Source organism: Vibrio sp. T3Y01, assembly GCF_013114525.1.
GTDB classification, from domain to species: Bacteria; Pseudomonadota; Gammaproteobacteria; order Enterobacterales; family Vibrionaceae; genus Vibrio; species Vibrio chagasii_B.
Map to the genome: position 1 here is coordinate 43524 of NZ_VTXJ01000026.1, position 17490 is coordinate 61013.

The 17490-nt window shown below is 46.9% G+C and carries 14 protein-coding genes; 5 read left to right on the top strand and 9 right to left on the bottom strand.

Annotated elements, in window-relative coordinates; genetic code table 11:
* Window positions 1-10 precede the first annotated feature (10 nt).
* The 3 genes from F0232_RS21585 (at window position 11) to F0232_RS21595 (ending at window position 3815) form a co-directional block, all read left to right on the top strand.
* Window positions 11-433: a F0F1 ATP synthase subunit epsilon gene (locus F0232_RS21585; protein ID WP_004739296.1), complete on the top strand. Its 423-nt coding sequence runs from the start codon at window positions 11-13 to the stop codon at window positions 431-433.
* 182 nt (window positions 434-615) lie between these two features.
* Window positions 616-1974, top strand: coding sequence for a bifunctional UDP-N-acetylglucosamine diphosphorylase/glucosamine-1-phosphate N-acetyltransferase GlmU (gene glmU / locus F0232_RS21590; protein WP_008221377.1), 1359 nt, complete (start codon window positions 616-618; stop codon window positions 1972-1974).
* 221 nt (window positions 1975-2195) lie between these two features.
* Window positions 2196-3815 carry a sensor domain-containing diguanylate cyclase gene (locus tag F0232_RS21595; protein ID WP_105057869.1) on the top strand — a complete coding sequence of 540 codons (1620 nt, stop codon included), beginning with the start codon at window positions 2196-2198 and terminating at the stop codon, window positions 3813-3815.
* Window positions 3816-3889: 74 nt separating this feature from the next.
* On the opposite strand, the gene punC is transcribed toward F0232_RS21595, so the two are convergent.
* On the bottom strand, window positions 3890-5101 hold the full coding sequence (gene punC, locus F0232_RS21600; protein WP_105057702.1) for a purine nucleoside transporter PunC: 1212 nt from the start codon (window positions 5099-5101) through the stop codon (window positions 3890-3892).
* A gap of 163 nt (window positions 5102-5264) precedes the next feature.
* Between punC and punR the strand changes: the two genes are divergently transcribed.
* Window positions 5265-6179 carry a DNA-binding transcriptional activator PunR gene (punR, locus tag F0232_RS21605; protein ID WP_061033956.1) on the top strand — a complete coding sequence of 305 codons (915 nt, stop codon included), beginning with the start codon at window positions 5265-5267 and terminating at the stop codon, window positions 6177-6179.
* Window positions 6180-6250: 71 nt separating this feature from the next.
* Here the strand turns inward: punR and ilvA are convergent, their stop codons facing one another.
* From ilvA to ilvG, 5 genes are read right to left on the bottom strand one after another with little or no spacing between them, the layout of a single operon-like run.
* Entirely contained in the window at window positions 6251-7795 is a 1545-nt protein-coding gene (gene ilvA, locus F0232_RS21610) for a threonine ammonia-lyase, biosynthetic (RefSeq protein ID WP_102426595.1), read from the bottom strand.
* 3 nt (window positions 7796-7798) lie between these two features.
* Entirely contained in the window at window positions 7799-9640 is a 1842-nt protein-coding gene (gene ilvD, locus F0232_RS21615) for a dihydroxy-acid dehydratase (protein ID WP_105057701.1), read from the bottom strand.
* Between the two features lie 33 nt (window positions 9641-9673).
* The gene (locus F0232_RS21620) at window positions 9674-10627 is read right to left on the bottom strand and encodes a branched-chain amino acid transaminase (protein WP_076654337.1); all 954 of its coding nucleotides are present in this window, start codon (window positions 10625-10627) and stop codon (window positions 9674-9676) included.
* A gap of 12 nt (window positions 10628-10639) precedes the next feature.
* Window positions 10640-10924, bottom strand: coding sequence for an acetolactate synthase 2 small subunit (ilvM, locus tag F0232_RS21625; protein WP_004739310.1), 285 nt, complete (start codon window positions 10922-10924; stop codon window positions 10640-10642).
* A 1-nt stretch (window position 10925) separates the two neighbouring features.
* The gene (ilvG, locus tag F0232_RS21630; RefSeq protein WP_105057700.1) at window positions 10926-12572 is read right to left on the bottom strand and encodes an acetolactate synthase 2 catalytic subunit; all 1647 of its coding nucleotides are present in this window, start codon (window positions 12570-12572) and stop codon (window positions 10926-10928) included.
* Window positions 12573-13043: 471 nt separating this feature from the next.
* Here ilvG and F0232_RS21635 point away from each other — a divergent pair, with 471 nt between their 5' ends.
* Window positions 13044-14567 (top strand): YifB family Mg chelatase-like AAA ATPase, encoded by a 1524-nt coding sequence (locus F0232_RS21635; protein WP_105057699.1) that lies wholly within the window; start codon window positions 13044-13046, stop codon window positions 14565-14567.
* A gap of 66 nt (window positions 14568-14633) precedes the next feature.
* On the opposite strand, the gene F0232_RS21640 is transcribed toward F0232_RS21635, so the two are convergent.
* The 3 genes from F0232_RS21640 to F0232_RS21650 all read right to left on the bottom strand — a co-directional run bounded on the left by F0232_RS21640 (window position 14634) and on the right by F0232_RS21650 (window position 17461).
* A complete protein-coding gene (locus F0232_RS21640) occupies window positions 14634-15587 on the bottom strand; it encodes a DUF2860 domain-containing protein (protein WP_105057698.1) in 954 nt (317 codons plus the stop codon).
* A gap of 232 nt (window positions 15588-15819) precedes the next feature.
* Window positions 15820-16419 (bottom strand): thiol:disulfide interchange protein DsbA/DsbL, encoded by a 600-nt coding sequence (locus F0232_RS21645; RefSeq protein ID WP_061033963.1) that lies wholly within the window; start codon window positions 16417-16419, stop codon window positions 15820-15822.
* 55 nt (window positions 16420-16474) lie between these two features.
* The gene (locus F0232_RS21650; protein WP_105057697.1) at window positions 16475-17461 is read right to left on the bottom strand and encodes a serine/threonine protein kinase; all 987 of its coding nucleotides are present in this window, start codon (window positions 17459-17461) and stop codon (window positions 16475-16477) included.
* Between the last annotated feature and the right edge of the window lie 29 nt (window positions 17462-17490).

A 17490-nucleotide genomic window follows, 5' to 3' on the forward strand; every position in this document is an offset into this window, starting at 1 on the left:
AGGAGGCGATATGGCAGCAATAACCTTTCACCTAGACGTAGTAAGTGCAGAGAAAAAGCTTTTCTCTGGTCTTGTTGAGACGTTTCAGGTGACCGGTAGTGAGGGTGAGCTTGGTATTTTCCATGGTCATACTCCACTGCTGACCGCTATCAAGCCTGGTATGGTGCGTATTGTTAAGCAGCACGGCCACGAAGAAATCATTTATGTTTCTGGTGGTATGGTAGAAGTTCAGCCTGGTACAGCGACTGTACTGGCTGATACAGCTATCCGTGGTGAAGAACTAGACGCAGCAAAGGCGGAAGAAGCTAAGCGCAAGGCTGTGGAGAATATCCAAAATCAGCATGGCGACATAGACTTCGCACAAGCGGCCGGTGAACTGGCTAAAGCCATTGCTCAGTTACGAGTTATCGAACTGACAAAACAGCGCCGCTAATCTTTTATAAGATTATTGGTTCTGATCTAAAGGCGACCTAAGGGTCGCCTTTTTGTTTTTTTGCATTCTCATAATTGTTCGTTTACGTATCGCTACCGATTAAATGGTTATTACGATTTAAGTTTTTGCCTCAAAACGGTTACAATATCAGCTTAATAAAAATTACGTCGGATAGGTTTACAATGAAGTTTAGCGCGGTAATTCTCGCAGCGGGCAAAGGTACTCGCATGTATTCAAATACACCAAAGGTTCTGCACACTCTTGCAGGCAAACCAATGGTGAAGCATGTGATCGATACCTGTAATGGTCTCGGCGCCCAAAATATCCACTTGGTTTATGGTCATGGTGGTGATCAGATGAAGGCTACTTTGGCTGAGGAATCGGTAAATTGGGCACTGCAAGCAGAGCAGTTAGGTACAGGTCACGCGGTTGATCAGGCATCAGCGCACTTTGCTGATGATGAGAAAGTCCTAGTACTTTACGGTGATGTTCCGCTTATCTCGCCTGAAACCATTGAAAACCTATTAGACGCTCAACCAAATGGTGGCATCGCACTACTTACTGTTGTGCTGGATAACCCAATGGGTTACGGCCGTATCATTCGTCGCAATGGTCCAGTAGTAGCGATCGTTGAACAAAAAGATGCAACGGATGAGCAGAAGCTTATCAAAGAGATCAACACCGGAGTTATGGTTGCGACAGGCGGTGATCTTAAGCGCTGGTTGTCAGGTCTAAGCAATGACAACGCGCAAGGTGAATACTACCTAACTGACGTTATTGCTGCAGCTCACGATGAAGGCCGTGCGGTAGAAGCGGTACACCCTGTAAGCCCAATTGAAGTTGAAGGCGTGAACGATCGCTCTCAACTTGCTCGTTTAGAGCGTGCTTACCAAGCAGAGCAGGCTGACAAATTATTGAAGCAGGGCGTTATGCTACGCGACCCTAGCCGCTTTGATCTACGTGGTGAACTGCAATGTGGTATGGACGTTGAGATCGACACCAACGTTATTATTGAAGGCAGCGTAAGCATTGGTGATAACGTGGTTATTGGCACTGGTTGTGTTTTAAAAGACTGCGAAATTGATGACAATACCGTTATTCGCCCATACAGCGTAATTGAAGGTGCGACTGTAGGTGAAGACTGCACAGTTGGTCCATTTACTCGCCTACGTCCAGGCGCTGACATGCGCAATGATTCGCATGTTGGTAACTTTGTTGAAGTGAAGAACACTCGTCTTGGTGAAGGCTCTAAAGCGAACCACCTTACTTACTTAGGTGACGCAGAGATTGGTCAGCGTGTTAACGTTGGTGCAGGTGCTATTACTTGTAACTACGATGGTGCAAATAAGTTTAAGACCATCATTGGCGATGACGTATTCGTTGGCTCTGATAGCCAATTAATCGCGCCTGTTACTATCGGTAATGGTGCGACAGTGGGTGCTGGTTCTACGGTAACACGTGACGTTTCTGAGAACGAACTGGTTATCAGCCGTGCTAAAGAGCGCAAAATTGCGGACTGGCAGCGCCCAAAGAAGAAGTAATCTTCTAACACCTAAAGTTTGATTCTTTTGAAAGCCAGCAACTTACGTTGCTGGCTTTTTTGTCATCATTTACTGACAAAAAAATAATCTATTTCCTAATTGTATTTTGTAGGACGATTGTTAATAATCGGGTCGTTGTTCTGTAAATTTGAAGTGTGCGCAAAATGAGACTCGTCGATAAAAAGTGGCAAACTTTGCCGATCATTATTCTGTCTTTTTCAATGCTGGTGGGCCTGTATGGTTTTTACATCACTTTAGAAAAGTTAGTGGTTGAGAACGAACGTAACCATCTCGTCTCATTGATGTCTGACGTTGTTTATGAGATCCGTGAAGATAGTAGCCTATTTACTGCTGGAGTGGATGTGGATGACTACATTGGCAATCTTACTCAAGCCAGTACGCGATTGAGAATCCAGGTTATTACGCCTGATGGTGTGGTGATTGGTGATACAGACCTTTCTGATCATGCATTGGCGAGTGTTGAGAACCACAGCAATCGCCCTGAGTTTCAACAAGCTTTAGAAAACGGCCTTGGTAGTGACGTGCGCTTTAGTACCGTTACCTCCGTTGATCGTATCTATTACTCGCATAAAGAGTCGATGAACGGTAGCAGTTTCGTTATCGTAATCTCTTCACCTATGCATCAACTTAAGCAGATGAACTTCCAGCTAATGGGTATTCTGATCGGGATGGTTGTATTGAGCTTGAGCTTTTTGATTGGCACTTCGTATGTGAGTAACCGTCAGATAGTGCACAAGGTTGAAGAAGAGCAGAAGAAGCAAGATGAGCGTATTCGCCAAAGAACCCATGAGATTGAGTTGATGCACCGTTTGGCCAATATGCTTGCAGCGTGTAATAACATGGTGGAAGCTCAGCAGATCGTTTCAGATATCTTGCCGCGAATTCTTGGTAAGGTGAACGGCAGTGTTTCACTGATGCGAGCATCACGAAATCAATTAATTACCCAGCTAGACTGGGGAGACACTTGGCCCGGAAGTGCGAGCTTTGCACCTGAAGAGTGTTGGTCACTGCGTAAGGGGCGAGCACATCAATCAAATGATGACTTCCATTCGTTAACTTGTGGGCACATGCACGAGATGGAAAACAATCAAACCCTTTGTATCCCATTGACCGCGCATGGCAATACCATAGGCATCATGCACCTCTATTTCGGTCAAGGTCATATCGAGATTGACCCTATCACCGAGCAATTGGCTTTCAGTGTGTCAGAACACCTAGGCTTGGCGCTGGCTAACTTGAGCCTGCAAGAGAAGCTTCGCTCACAAGCATTGAGCGATCCACTGACAGGACTATTCAACCGTCGCTTCTTCGAGCAGAAGTTGGAAGAGCACTCAATGAATTCAGCCACCAGCGAGCAGCCACTGTCTTTGCTGATGCTCGATTTGGATCACTTCAAACGCTTCAATGATAACTTTGGCCATGATGCAGGTGATTTCGTGTTGAAAGAGATCAGTGCGCTACTTAAACAGAGTGTCAGTGAAGATGAGATTGCTTGTCGCTTAGGTGGTGAAGAGTTGGCGGTGCTGCTTCCACATTACACTATGCAGCAAGCGACCGAGTTCGGGCAAACCTTGTGTGATGCGGTTCGTTCTATGCACCTAGAACACAAAGGGCTTTCTTTAGGTCAGTTAGGTGTATCGATCGGTGTTGCTACGTATCCGAAGCCTGCCTCCGATACCGAATCTCTGGTGAAGATGGCGGACAACGCGCTGTACATGGCAAAGGATATGGGACGCAGTCGAGTGGTTAATTATGATGAATACAGCCGCCATAAGGCACCTGCGTTAGAAGTTGTTGATGGAGAAGCGGCTACGCATTAACTCTAGTGAGTACAAAATTCAGATATAAAAAGAGCGAGTTACCTCGCTCTTTTTAGTTTTTATTAAACTAGAAACTAGTCTTGTTTCTCTTCTGCTACAACGCGAGAGTTATCCGGCGCTGCGAAGTGTTCTGAAAGCTCTTTGTTTGAAACGATGTAACCAATCCACAATGCGCCCAAACAAATCACGACCGCGATGCCTGTCGCACTTAATGCTTGGCTCGCCATTGCTGCTACCAATGCGCTTGAAAGGCCGCTGATGCTGATTTGTAAGCTATTCTGTAGACCAGCCGCTGTTGCTGGGCTTTGTTTTGCACTTGATAGAGCACGGTTTACTACGATTGGGTAAAGTGCGCCATTTGCTACTGCAATCAGACAGAAGGGTGCAAGTAGAGGCCAGATTGATGTCAGTTCCCACTGTGATGCGATAAAGATAAGCATTGCAGCAACGCTGAACAAACCGATCAGATTTCTTAGCACCACACCATCGCTATATTTCTTCACGGCTTGCTTACCGAAGTAACCACCCGCCATGAATGCGATCGTCTGTGGGATGAAGCTCAGGCCAATGTCTTTTGCTTCGTAGCCTAATTGCGCCATGATCTCAGGCATACCCGTTAGGTAAGCAAAGAACGCTGCAGAAGCCGATGCAAACATCAATACGTTACCCACGTAAGGCTTCGATTTAAGCAGCATTTTGATATCAGTTTTCACTGATGTTTGTTTTACTTCTGGTGCTTCTTTTGGCTGAGCCATAGTGGTTGCCACTAGCAGCGCGCCCATTAGGGTTAATGTTACGAAGATGCTGTGCCAGCCAAAGTTATCTGCCAGTAGCACACCAAGTTGAGGTGCCAGCGCTGGAGACAGTGCCACCAAAGGCATGATGGTTGCAAAAATTTGTTGGCTGCTGCTCTCTGAGTAGCGCTTGATAACCATCGCTTGCCAGATTACCGCTGGTGCACATACACCAATCGCTTGAATGAAGCGCAACGTCAGTAGATGCCAAACTTCAGTACTGAATGCCAAACCGAAAGAAGCGGCAGTGAAAATCAAAAGACCAACCGCCAGCGTATTACGGTGACCGTATTTATCACTCGCTAATCCCCAAAGCAGTTGACCCATTGCCATACCACCAAGGAATACAGTAAGAGATAGGGCGATCTGTTCAGGACCGGTTGCGAAATCGATCTCCATCGCCTTAAATGCAGGAAGGTACATATCAGTCGCGATAAAACCTAGCATTGAAAGTACTGCAAGGTAGACCAATTGAAATTTAGAAATATTCATAAGATGCCATTACGCTAAAAGTAGTGATGTTTTTATCATCAAAAAAATTGTTTGATATACAGAGGTGAAAGTCCCTGTTTATTTATGCTGACATTCTATTTTTCGGATCTGATAAAATAAAACGCTAAAATATGTGGTTATCAATCAAAAAATTTGAAGGCTTATGTTCTCTAAATCCTCTTTAGAAATGCTCGACACGGTAGCGCGTTTAGGTAGCTTTACCGCGGCGGCGGAGCAGTTGCACAAAGTGCCCTCGGCGATCAGCTATGGTGTTAGACAGGTCGAACAAGAACTAGATGTACTACTTTTCAGGCGTTTACCTAGAAAGGTCGAGCTCACTCCGGCAGGTGAATTGTTCATTGAAGAGGCGCGTGCACTACTGAGGCAAATGGAAGAGGTCAGTGCCCAGACTCGTCGAGCAGCTCGAGGTTGGAAGAAAACCTTGCGTCTGACGCTCGATAATGTGGTGAAGCTCGACAAGATGAAGCCGATGATTGAAGAGTTCTATCAAACCTTTGAGTTTGCCGAACTTCAGATCAACATGGAGGTATTCAACGGTTCATGGGAAGCGATTGCACAGGGCAGGGCGGATATCGTGATTGGCGCCACGTCAGCTGTGCCAGTTGGTGGCGATTTTGAAGTCAAAGACATGGGGCAATTAGATTGGGCGTTTGTGATGTCGCCAAGCCACCCGTGTGTGCGCGAACAGAACCTTAATGAAGAGTTCGTGAGCCAATATCCAGCCATCTGCTTGGATGATACCTCAAGCGTGCTGCCTAAGCGTCATACTGGACACTACGCCAATCAAAGGCGTTTGCTGTTACCTAACTGGTATAGCGCTATTGAATGCCTCAAGAACGGCGTTGGAGTGGGGTACATGCCGAGGCATATTGCCGCGCCGATTATCGAACAAGGTTTGCTGGTGGAGAAAATTTTGCCAGAACCGAGCCCGTTGAGTCAGTGTTGCTTGGTGTGGCGAAAAGACGATAACCATAAGTTGATCGAGTGGATGGTCAATTATTTAGGATCCAGTGAACAACTTCACCGTGATTGGTTGGATCATCGCAAAGCGATCTAGTTGAAAGATCTTTGTTGGTAAGATCAAAAAGAGCGAGTGAAAACTCGCTCTTTTGTTTCGGTAACTCTCTCTTATGACAAGAAGAACTTGTAAGAAGGGTTATCGGTTTCATCTTTACACTGGTAACCAAGCTCTCTGAGGTGAGTAGAGAACTGAGCCAAATCATCATCATCCAGTTCGAATCCACACAATACACGGCCGTAATCAGCGCCGTGGTTACGGTAGTTGAACAGGCTGATATTCCAATGGGTACCTAAGGTATCAAGGAACTTAATCAATGCACCTGGATATTCTGGAAACTCAAAGCTGTACAAGCGCTCTTTCAATGGTTTTGATGGTTTGCCACCAATCATGTAACGAATGTGCAGTTTTGCCATCTCATCATCAGACAGATCGACGACTGGATAGCCACCTTCACGCAGGTCGTTGATGATGTGATCGAGTTCTTCTTGTCCACCATTGAGACGTACACCGACGAAGATGTTCGCTAGGCTGTCATCGTTATGACGGTAGTTAAACTCAGTCACAGCACGGCCGCCAATGATATTACAGAACTCTAGGAAGGCACCTTGTCGCTCAGGAATCGTAACCGCAAGTAGACCTTCGCGCTTCTCACCCAGCTCACAACGTTCAGACACATAGCGCAGACCATGGAAGTTGGTATTAGCACCAGACAGTACCGTTGCCAGTTGTTTGCCTTGCAGTTGGTTCTGCTCTGCAAACTTCTTTAAACCAGCCAGAGCAAGCGCACCAGAAGGCTCGGCAATCGCACGAGTGTCTTCAAAGATGTCTTTGACCGCAGAGCAGATCTCATCGCTAGATACGGCTATGTGACCATCGATGTACTGCTGACATAGACGGAATGTCTCTTCACCAATGCGCTTAACTGCAACGCCATCGGCAAACATGCTGACTTGATCCAGTACTACTGGCTCACCGGCATCCAGTGCTGCTTTCAAGCAAGATGAATCTTCAGGTTCAACCGCGATGACTTTTATTTCTGGCATCAATTGCTTAACCAGCACGGCAACACCCGCAGCCAAACCACCACCACCGACAGGCACAAAGATGTAATCCATGTGACCATTTTGTTGAAGCATTTCCATACCCATGGTGCCCTGTCCTGCGATCACCAATGGGTGATCGAATGGAGGCACAAAGGTGTAGCCATGTTCAGCGGAAAGGCGTTCAGCTTCAGCTTTAGCTTCATCAAAGTTACTGCCGTGCAGAACCACGTTACCGCCAAAGCCACGTACCGCATCAACCTTGATGTCTGGTGTGGTTTTTGGCATCACAATCGTGGTTTGAATACCAAGCTTAGAACCGGACAGTGCCATACCTTGAGCATGGTTACCTGCCGATGCTGCAATCACGCCAGCGGCTTTCTGTTGCTCTGAAAGGCTTGATACCATGTTGTAGGCACCACGTAGCTTGAACGAGTGGACCGGCTGACGGTCTTCTCGCTTTAGCTGAACCTGATTACCAATACGAGCACTTAAGCGAGGCATCTCTTGCAGAGGTGTCACGATTGCGGCTTCGTAAACTGGCGCTCTCAGGATCTGACGCAGATAATCTGCGCCAGTTTGTTTTTGGGGACTGACCGTGTCATCACTCATAGATTAGCCCTCAAGCTTCGACTTATCACGCACCGCGCCTTTGTCGGCACTGGTTGCCATGCTTGCGTAAGCTTTCAGTGCGAACGACACTTCACGCTGACGGTTTTCTGGTTTCCAGCCTAGTGCGTCTTGCTTAACACGACGCGCTTCTAGTTCAGCTTCAGGCACGTCAAGTGTGATCGAGCGACTAGGGATGTCGATAGTGATGATGTCGCCAGTATTGACTAGACCAATCACACCGCCACTTGCAGCTTCTGGAGAAGCGTGACCGATAGATAGACCCGATGTACCACCCGAGAAACGACCATCGGTTAGCAGTGCACAAGACTTGCCTAGGCCCATCGATTTTAGATAAGTAGTTGGGTAAAGCATTTCTTGCATGCCCGGACCACCTTTAGGACCTTCGTAACGGATAACAACCACTTCACCCGCTTTTACTTCACCACCTAAGATGCCTTCTACGGCTGTGTCTTGGCTTTCAAATACGATAGCAGGGCCTTGGAATTTCAGGTTCTCTTCATCAACACCTGCCGTCTTAACGATACAACCATCAACCGCGATATTACCTGAAAGTACTGCTAGGCCACCTTCTTGGCTGAATGCGTTCTCTTTGGTACGGATACAACCTTCTTTACGGTCGTCATCAAGGCGATCCCAACGACAATCTTGCGAGAAGGCTTTAGTCGTACGAATGCCCGCAGGGCCAGCACGGAAGAATTTAAGTACCGCTTCGTCTTCTGTCTGCATGATGTCGTATTGAGCAAGCTGCTCTTGCATGCTTAGACCAAGCACAGTGCGAGTTTGGCTGTTCAGTAGGCCTGCACGGTCTAGCTCACCAAGGATAGCCATTACACCACCTGCGCGGTGAACGTCTTCCATGTGGTACTTAGGTGTTGAAGGAGCTACTTTACATAGGTGTGGAACACGGCGAGACATCTCGTCGATATCACCCATATCAAAGTCGACTTCACCCTCTTGAGCTGCTGCCAATAGGTGAAGAACAGTGTTACTCGAACCACCCATTGCAATATCTAGAGCCATTGCATTTTCAAAGGCTGCGCGGTTCGCGATATTGCGAGGCAGTGCTGATTCGTCGTCTTGCTCGTAGTAACGCTTAGTCAGGTCAACGATACGCTTACCGGCATTGATGAACAGCTCTTCACGGTCAGCGTGCGTTGCTAGCATAGAGCCGTTGCCTGGCTGAGATAGACCAAGTGCTTCAGTTAGACAGTTCATTGAGTTAGCTGTGAACATACCTGAACATGAACCACATGTTGGACACGCAGAGCGTTCTACTTGCTCACTTTGCTCATCTGAAATTGTTGGATCGGCACCTTGGATCATTGCATCAACAAGGTCTAGCTTGATGATTTGATCGGAAAGCTTGGTTTTACCGGCTTCCATTGGGCCGCCCGATACAAAGATCACTGGGATGTTTAGGCGCATTGCTGCCATCATCATTCCCGGAGTGATTTTGTCACAGTTCGAGATACACACCATCGCATCCGCACAGTGTGCATTGACCATGTACTCTACAGAGTCTGCGATAAGCTCACGTGATGGCAGTGAGTACAGCATGCCGCCGTGACCCATTGCGATACCATCATCAACTGCGATGGTGTTGAATTCTTTAGCGATACCGCCCGCTTTCTCGATTTCACCTGCAACCAATTGGCCCATATCTTTAAGGTGAACGTGGCCTGGTACGAATTGAGTGAAAGAGTTTACAACTGCGATGATTGGCTTACCGAAGTCATCATCTTTAACGCCAGTTGCACGCCATAAAGCGCGCGCACCAGCCATGTTGCGTCCGTGGGTAGTCGTTGCTGAACGATAGATTGGCATTGCTTAAATCCTTATAAAATATTTGGCTGTTGCTTACTGATTTTCTGAAGTTTGGTTTTCTGGATAAACATAGTCTAGCCAGCCCCACTTATCTTCAGTGGTACCATTGAAAAGACCAAAGTAAGCCGCTTGAACTTTTTCAGTGATAGGACCGCGTTTGCCTTCACCTACTGTAATTTTGTCTACACTGCGAACTGGAACAATTTCCGCTGCTGTGCCTGTCATGAAGACTTCGTCGGCAAGGTATAGCGCTTCACGAGCAATGTTCTCTTCACGGATCTCATAACCCATGTCTTTTGCTAGCGTCATGATCGAATCACGCGTGATGCCCGGCAGAATCGCGCTGGTCGCTGGTGGTGTGGATAGCACGCCATTGCGAACGACAAAGATGTTTTCACCCGCACCTTCTGAAAGGTAACCATCAACACTGAGAGCGATACCTTCATCGTAACCATGACGACGTGCTTCACCACCAACCAGTAGAGAAGATAGGTAGTTACCACCCGCTTTCGCTGCCGTTGGGATGGTGTTTGGAGCTGCACGGTTCCAGCTTGAGATCATCGCATCTACGCCATTTTCTAGCGCTTCTTCACCTAGGTAAGAGCCCCAAGGGAAAGCGGCGATGATAAGGTCCATCTCAGTATTTTCTGGAGGACATACGCCCAAACCTACGTTACCAACAAAGCCTAGAGGGCGGATGTAGGCTGACTCTAGTTTGTTTTGACGTAGTGTTTCGCGAGTCGCTTCCATAATCTCTTCCTCAGTGTAAGGAATCGGGAAGCGGTAGATTTTTGCTGAATCTTTTAGGCGCTTTGCGTGTTCTGGGTGACGGAAGATGACCGGCCCTTTTGGTGTGTTGTAGCAACGAACACCTTCAAACACTGAAGTACCGTAGTGCATAGCGTGGGTTAAGACGTGAACGTTCGCCTCTGCCCAAGGAACCATTTCACCGTTAAACCAAATATAGTCTGCCGTTTTTGCTGTCATGTTTGCTGTTCCTTATGCACTTATCTTTTGTTGTAAGTTATTGTTTGGCAATTCATTACGACTGATAGAGATAACGTCAACGGTACGTACATCCCACAGTTTTTCGATTTGATTTACCAAGAAGGAAATCGGACGCTCACTGTCGACAATGATTTCAACGCTAGCGATCTTGCTTTCATGGTTCTGAGTGCCGGCTACTTGTTTAACGATAAAGCCACGGTGACGAATAACACGAAGAACACGCTCTAGTAGTACTGGCTTATCATCGGCTTTGATGTCTAATAGGTATCTTTTCATGTTATGTGTTCTCCAACATATCACTGTTTGAAGCACCTGGCGGTACTAGTGGCCATACGTTCTCTTCTTCATCGATAAGAACATGAAGTAGGTAAGCCGTCTTGCTCTCTAGCATCTCTTTTAGAGCGGGCTCTACTTCTTCTTTACGAGTGATGGTCTTGCCCGGGATATCGAAGGCTTTCGCTAACATCACGAAGTCAGGGTTGTCATCTAAGATGGTTTCACTGTGGCGACCATCAAAGAACAGCGATTGCCATTGGCGAACCATGCCCAAGCGAGAGTTGTTTAGCAGTACCATCTTCACTGGGATTTGGCGGCGTTTTAGCGTACCCAGCTCTTGCACGTTCATCATGAACGAGCCATCACCAGAGATAAGAATAGATTGGTCATCAGGACGGCCAACCGAAGCACCCATCGCGGCTGGTAAACCAAAGCCCATAGTGCCTAGACCAGCAGAGGTGATGAAGTTTTGTGGATCGCGAGGTTGAATATGCTGTGCAGCCCACATTTGGTGTTGGCCCACATCGGTTGAAACGATAGAGCTTGCAGGCATCATGTCTGACAGTTGCTTTAACAGCAGTGGAGCAAAGATCAGATCGCCTGGGTGGTCATAGCGCCACTTGAATGAGCTACGTAGGCCTTCTGAGTGATGAACCCAAGAGGAGATGTCTTGGCTCAATTCAAGTTGAGGCATGATCTTGTTGATGTCGCCACGAATTGGCGCATCGGCAAGACGCAGTTTACTGAACTCAGCCGCATCGATATCGATATGGATAACTTTCGCGTGTGGTGCAAAGGTATCAAGCTTGCCGGTTACTCGGTCATCAAAACGAGCACCAACTACGATCAGTAAGTCACTCTCTTGAACCACTAGGTTAGCGGCTTTCGTGCCGTGCATACCAAGCATACCAAGGTAGTGCGGGTCGTCACGCTCAATAGTGCCTAAGCCTTTCAATGTGCTTACTGCTGGCATTGGGTTAAGGCGCAAAAACTCGCGAACGGCATCGGTCGCTTTTGCTAATTGAACGCCACCACCTACGTATAAAACAGGGCGGGTAGCTTGAGATAAGAAGTGCTGCGCCTGCTCAATAGCATCAGTCGTTGCTACCGGAATTTCAGGAGGAGTAAATTCAGGAAGAGTGTTTACCGGAGCTTCAGCCAGTTGAACATCTTTGGCGATATCAACGATAACTGGGCCAGGTCGGCCAGATTTCGCTACCACAAATGCTTCGGCTAGTGTTGGAGCTAGCTCTTCAATGTCGGTAACTAGGTAGCTGTGTTTAGTACATGATAGAGACATACCAATCACATCCATCTCTTGGAATGCATCGGTACCGATGTGGGAACTTGCTACCTGACCTGTGATAGCGACCAGTGGAATAGAGTCCATAAAGGCATCGGCTAGGCCTGTTACTAAGTTAGTAGCACCTGGACCTGAGGTTGCCATACATACTGCCACATCTTGTGTTGCACGAGCCATACCGATCGCAGCCATGGCCGCGCCTTGCTCATGGCGACATAAGATGTGCTCAACTCCGCCGTCATAAAGTGCATCGTAGATTGGCATGATGGCACCGCCTGGGTAGCCAAATACGGTCTCAATTCCTTGCTGCTTTAGTGCGGATACAACTAGTTCTGCGCCTTTCATCGGAATTCTCCCGTATTACCTTTATTTTGGTAACTTTTTCCTTTGTCTCTGCACATCTTGTGCTCCCATTCTTCCTGTAAATCGGCAAAGCCGAAAATGTTCAAAATATAAAAATCGATTATTCAAATTAGAAAAAACCCCCGGACTTGTCAGTGCGGGGGTTTTTTCTAATTCGTGGTTACTTTTTTCCCACTCGCCCCCGCGCAGTCTCAATAATGACTACGATAATCAGGTTAATCAGTGCGTAAATGCGAGCGTTAAAGTTCATATAATTCGAGTTTTCTCGTTTATTCTGTTCAGTAAATGTCTACATCTCTAGTGTTATCACACAAATCTGTTGCATGACAAGGAAAATGTCATTCTTTTTTCACATTAAAACACCATTCCACCAAGCTATATAACAACCTTATTGCTTTGGTGCGCAATGAATATCCAGAGCGAATACTTTTAAATCAAAGAGAAAGGAAAGTTATGGGACTCGCGATAATTCATAGCCGGGCTAGTGTGGGGGTTGAGGCGCCAGAAGTGACGGTTGAGGTGCATATCAGCAATGGAATGCCGGGGTTCACGCTGGTGGGTTTGCCTGAAACGACAGTCAAAGAGTCCAAGGACAGAGTCAGAAGTGCCATCATCAATTCTCGCTTTGAGTTTCCATCGAAAAGAATCACGGTCAACCTTGCTCCAGCGGATTTGCCAAAAGAGGGCGGCCGTTTTGATTTGCCGATTGCGCTTGGAATCTTAGTCGCCTCTGAGCAACTTCCTACTTCTAAGATCGCGCAGCATGAGTTTATTGGTGAGTTGGCACTGTCTGGAGAACTGCGTTCAGTTAAAGGTGTGCTGCCAGCGACACTGGCTGCTGATAGTGTTGATCGCTGCTTAGTTGTACCGCATCACAATGGTGATCAGGCAGCCTTAGTTGGTAAAGGGGCCCATAAGTCGGCTCAAACCCTGTTAGAAGTTTGTGCGGATATGTGTGGTCAGGCTCAACTGGGTTTGTATCGCACTGAGCAACATCAAGTTGATGTGTCTGAGCTTCGCGACTTGCAGGACATCATTGGCCAACAGCAGGGGAAGCGAGCATTGGAGATAGCAGCGGCGGGTAACCATAACTTACTTTTTCTCGGGCCTCCCGGAACGGGCAAGACCATGTTGGCGTCTCGTCTGCGTGATTTGTTACCTGACATGAGTGATGAAGAAGCGATGGAAACGGCATCGGTCGCCTCTTTGACTCAACAAGAGATTAATCAGTACAACTGGAAGCAACGCCCTTTTCGCGCGCCACATCATTCGAGTTCAATGGCAGCACTGGTTGGTGGTGGCTCTGTACCTCGCCCGGGCGAGATCTCTTTAGCGCACAATGGTTTATTGTTTCTTGATGAGATGCCCGAGTTTGAGCGCAAGGTGCTTGATTCATTGCGTGAGCCGCTGGAGTCAGGTGAAATCATTATCTCGCGGGTGGCGGGCAAAACTCGCTTTCCTGCGCGCTTTCAATTAATTGGTGCATTGAACCCAAGTCCAACTGGCTACTATGAGGGTAATCAAGCACGCGCTAACCCGCAGATTATATTGCGCTACCTCAATCGGCTATCAGGTCCGTTGCTTGATCGGTTTGATATGTCCCTCGAGATCCCACTTCTGCCTAAAGGAACGCTCGCTGAAGGTGGTGATCGCGGCGAAACCACCCAAGTCGTGAAGCAAAGGGTTAAACAGGCTCGTCAAACCATGTTGTCTAGGAACCATAAATCGAATGCACTGCTTGGTAGTCGAGAAATTGAAAAGTACTGTCCACTGCGACGCGAAGATGCGGAGTTTCTCGAGACAGCGCTGCATCGTTTAGGGTTGTCGATTCGTGCCTATCACCGAATCATCAAGGTCGCACGCACCATCGCTGATTTGGACGGTCATGAACAGATAGAAAAGAAACACTTATCCGAAGCACTTGGTTACCGCGCGATGGATAGATTATTGAAGCAACTTACGGCACAAGCTGTGTAGTGAAAAGCAGAAAAAAGCCTGCATAGATGCAGGCTTTGGTTTGATAGTTTATCTGTGTTGGTTGGATTAGAACTTGTAGTTCAAGCCAACTGAAACGATGTATTGAGACTCATCATAGAAGGTAATGTTCGAGTCGCTTGTGCCGTAACCAGCAAGGGAGACGAACGACCAGTTTTCCCAATCCATGAACTGATCATACTCATACGCGGCGAATAGATTGATGTTGTCATCGCTGCGCTTCTTTTGGAAAGTGATGCTGCTTGCATCGTAAGAGCGTTGGTTGTAACCCGCTGTTAGTGCGTATTGATGACGCCCCATACCACCAAATAAGCTGACCTCACCCCCGAATTGCTCGAACGATGCCGCATCGCCGTTTGCATCACTGGATTGATAAATTAAAGACGGTACTAGCATCATGGTGCGACTAATCGGTTGGCGGTACTGACCTTTCAGGTACAAGGTATCGGCGTCGCGTTTTAGCGCGTCTTCAACTAGATCGCTTTTCACATCTTTGGTCGCATACGCCATATCCAGTGAGAACGCAGAGCCAGCAATACTCTCTAGTTTTAGGCGGAACGCATTTCCGGTTTCATCGGTTTTACTGCGAGCTGAGCTCGTGTTGTATGGATCAGCCCAAGTTTCACCAGACATAATGGTTGGTAGTAGTGAAGCATCGATAACCATGCCTGATTCAAGTTGGTATTTGTAACCAACCTCAAGTACTACGGTACCCGTCGCAACATCATCACGAGCTGTACCTGTGTAAACCTGATGGTTCAACTTTTCACCAAAGGTGTAAGCGATACTACCTAGCGGCGCGACAAGAAATGAGCTTTCAGACGAAGCTTTTTGATTGGTTGAGGAGATCTTACTGTCAGCGTCGGTATTAAAATTTGAGGTCGAAGAAGTGACACCGGTGTTGATAGAGATTTCACCACTGAAACCAGGCTCATCAGCAAGCTTGGCAAACGCGGGCGCAGCAGCAACGCTTAACGCTAATAACGTATATTTGATTTTCATTCAGAGGCTCCTTGCCCCAGTGATTGGCAGTAATAAATAGCTATTAATAAAAGGTTATAGAAAACAACGAAATCTAAAGGTTCACTTTATCGTACACCTTATAAAGGTAAATTGGATAAATGGGAAACCGAACCGCATCCAAAGATAGTGTCTCTTGCAAGAAGTCATTAAAAAGTGTCAGGCACAAAAAAGGAAGCCGAAGCTCCCTTATTTTGTATTTTTGATTGTTTTTTTACTTTTTCAGTAAGAAGTTAACCAATTCAAAGTACTCATCTAGGCTGCTGATACCTTGAGCTTCTACTAGGTAACGATTGTTAACAACAACTGCTGGTACACCAGACAGGCCGCTGTCTTTGAATGCTTTATCGAAGCGACGAACCATTGAATCTACCGCAAAGCCGTTGTATGCCGCATCAAATTTCTTAGCATCAACACCTTCGTCTAGGAAGATTTGACGTAGTTCTGCTTCATCGCGTGGTGGCTTGTTCATGTTGTGAATGCGGTTAAACATCACTGGCACCATTTTGTCTTCCACTTTCAGTGCAATCATGGTCGCGTAAGCTTTGCTCATTGGCAGACCCATGTTGCCACCCATGAATGAAACATGGTTTTTCTGTAGCTTAGCGTCTTTTGGTAACTGCTGTTTTAGCTGCTGGATGATTGGCTCAAAGCTATTACAGTGTGGGCAGTAGAAAGAGAAGAATTCAGTTACTACAGGCTTCTTTGATGCTTCTAGATCAAGAACTTTGTAGTGCTCACCTTCGTTAAATTTCGCAGCGTGAGCGGTAAGGCTCAACATGATCAATGAGAAAAATGCGAATAGCTTTTTCATTTATTCAATCTCCATTATGTTTGAATTTTTATCTAGTTGTATGTTGCGATTGCGGTTACCACTGAGGCATTAACGAAAGTGGTGGTTCTTGCAGGGTAGCAATTTGCTCTTTACAAGCAAGTACTTGTTGCTCCCAATATTTCGGGTCATTGAACCATGGGAAGGCCAGAGGAAACGCTGGATCGTCCCATCGCTTAGCTAACCATGCCATGTAATGCACCATACGTAGACCGCGTAGAGGCTCAATTAGTTTCAGTTGTGAGCTATTAAAATCACAAAACTCTTGGTAATTCTCTAGCAGAATATCGAGTTGTATCAGCTTATCTTGGCGCTCACCATTGAGCAGCATCCACAAGTCTTGTACTGCCGGACCGTTACGTGCGTCATCGAGATCGACGAACATTGGCCCATCGCGCCACAAGATATTACCTGGGTGGCAATCACCATGCAGGCGGATGTTCTCAATATTGCTTGGCCATTGATTCTCTAATTCTTTGATCAGTAGATCGATATCATTAAAGAAAGCGTTCTCTAAGTGCATCGGGATAAATTGAGAGTTTTCTAGGATCTTACGTGGTTGATGCAGGTATTCATCTAGGCTGATGGTAGGACGATGTTGAAAGGTTTTCGCTGCACTCGCCTTATGAATTCTGCCAAGGAAGCGGCCAACGCCTTCTAATTGATCTAGGTTATCTACTTCATATTGTCTACCACCTACGCTCTCAAATAGTGCGAACAGGTAACCTTGATACTCATGCAGGGTAGCACCATTGATACTCATTGGCGGCGCGACGGGAATTTCTTGGTCGATGAGCTCCAGTGCGAAGTCATGTTCTTCTTGGATCTGTGCTTTGTTCCAGCGCTGAGGGCGATAAAACTTAACGACGTAGCGTTTACGGTCTTCATCGGTGAATTGATAGACCCGGTTTTCGTAGCTATTAAGGGCAAGAAGCCCGGATTCAGCACGAACCCCAATGCTTTCCAGTGCGTACCACATGAAGTCGGGGGTCAGGTTATCAAAGTTAAAGGCTTGCATCGTCATATAATAAAAAAGGCTCATTACTGAGCCTT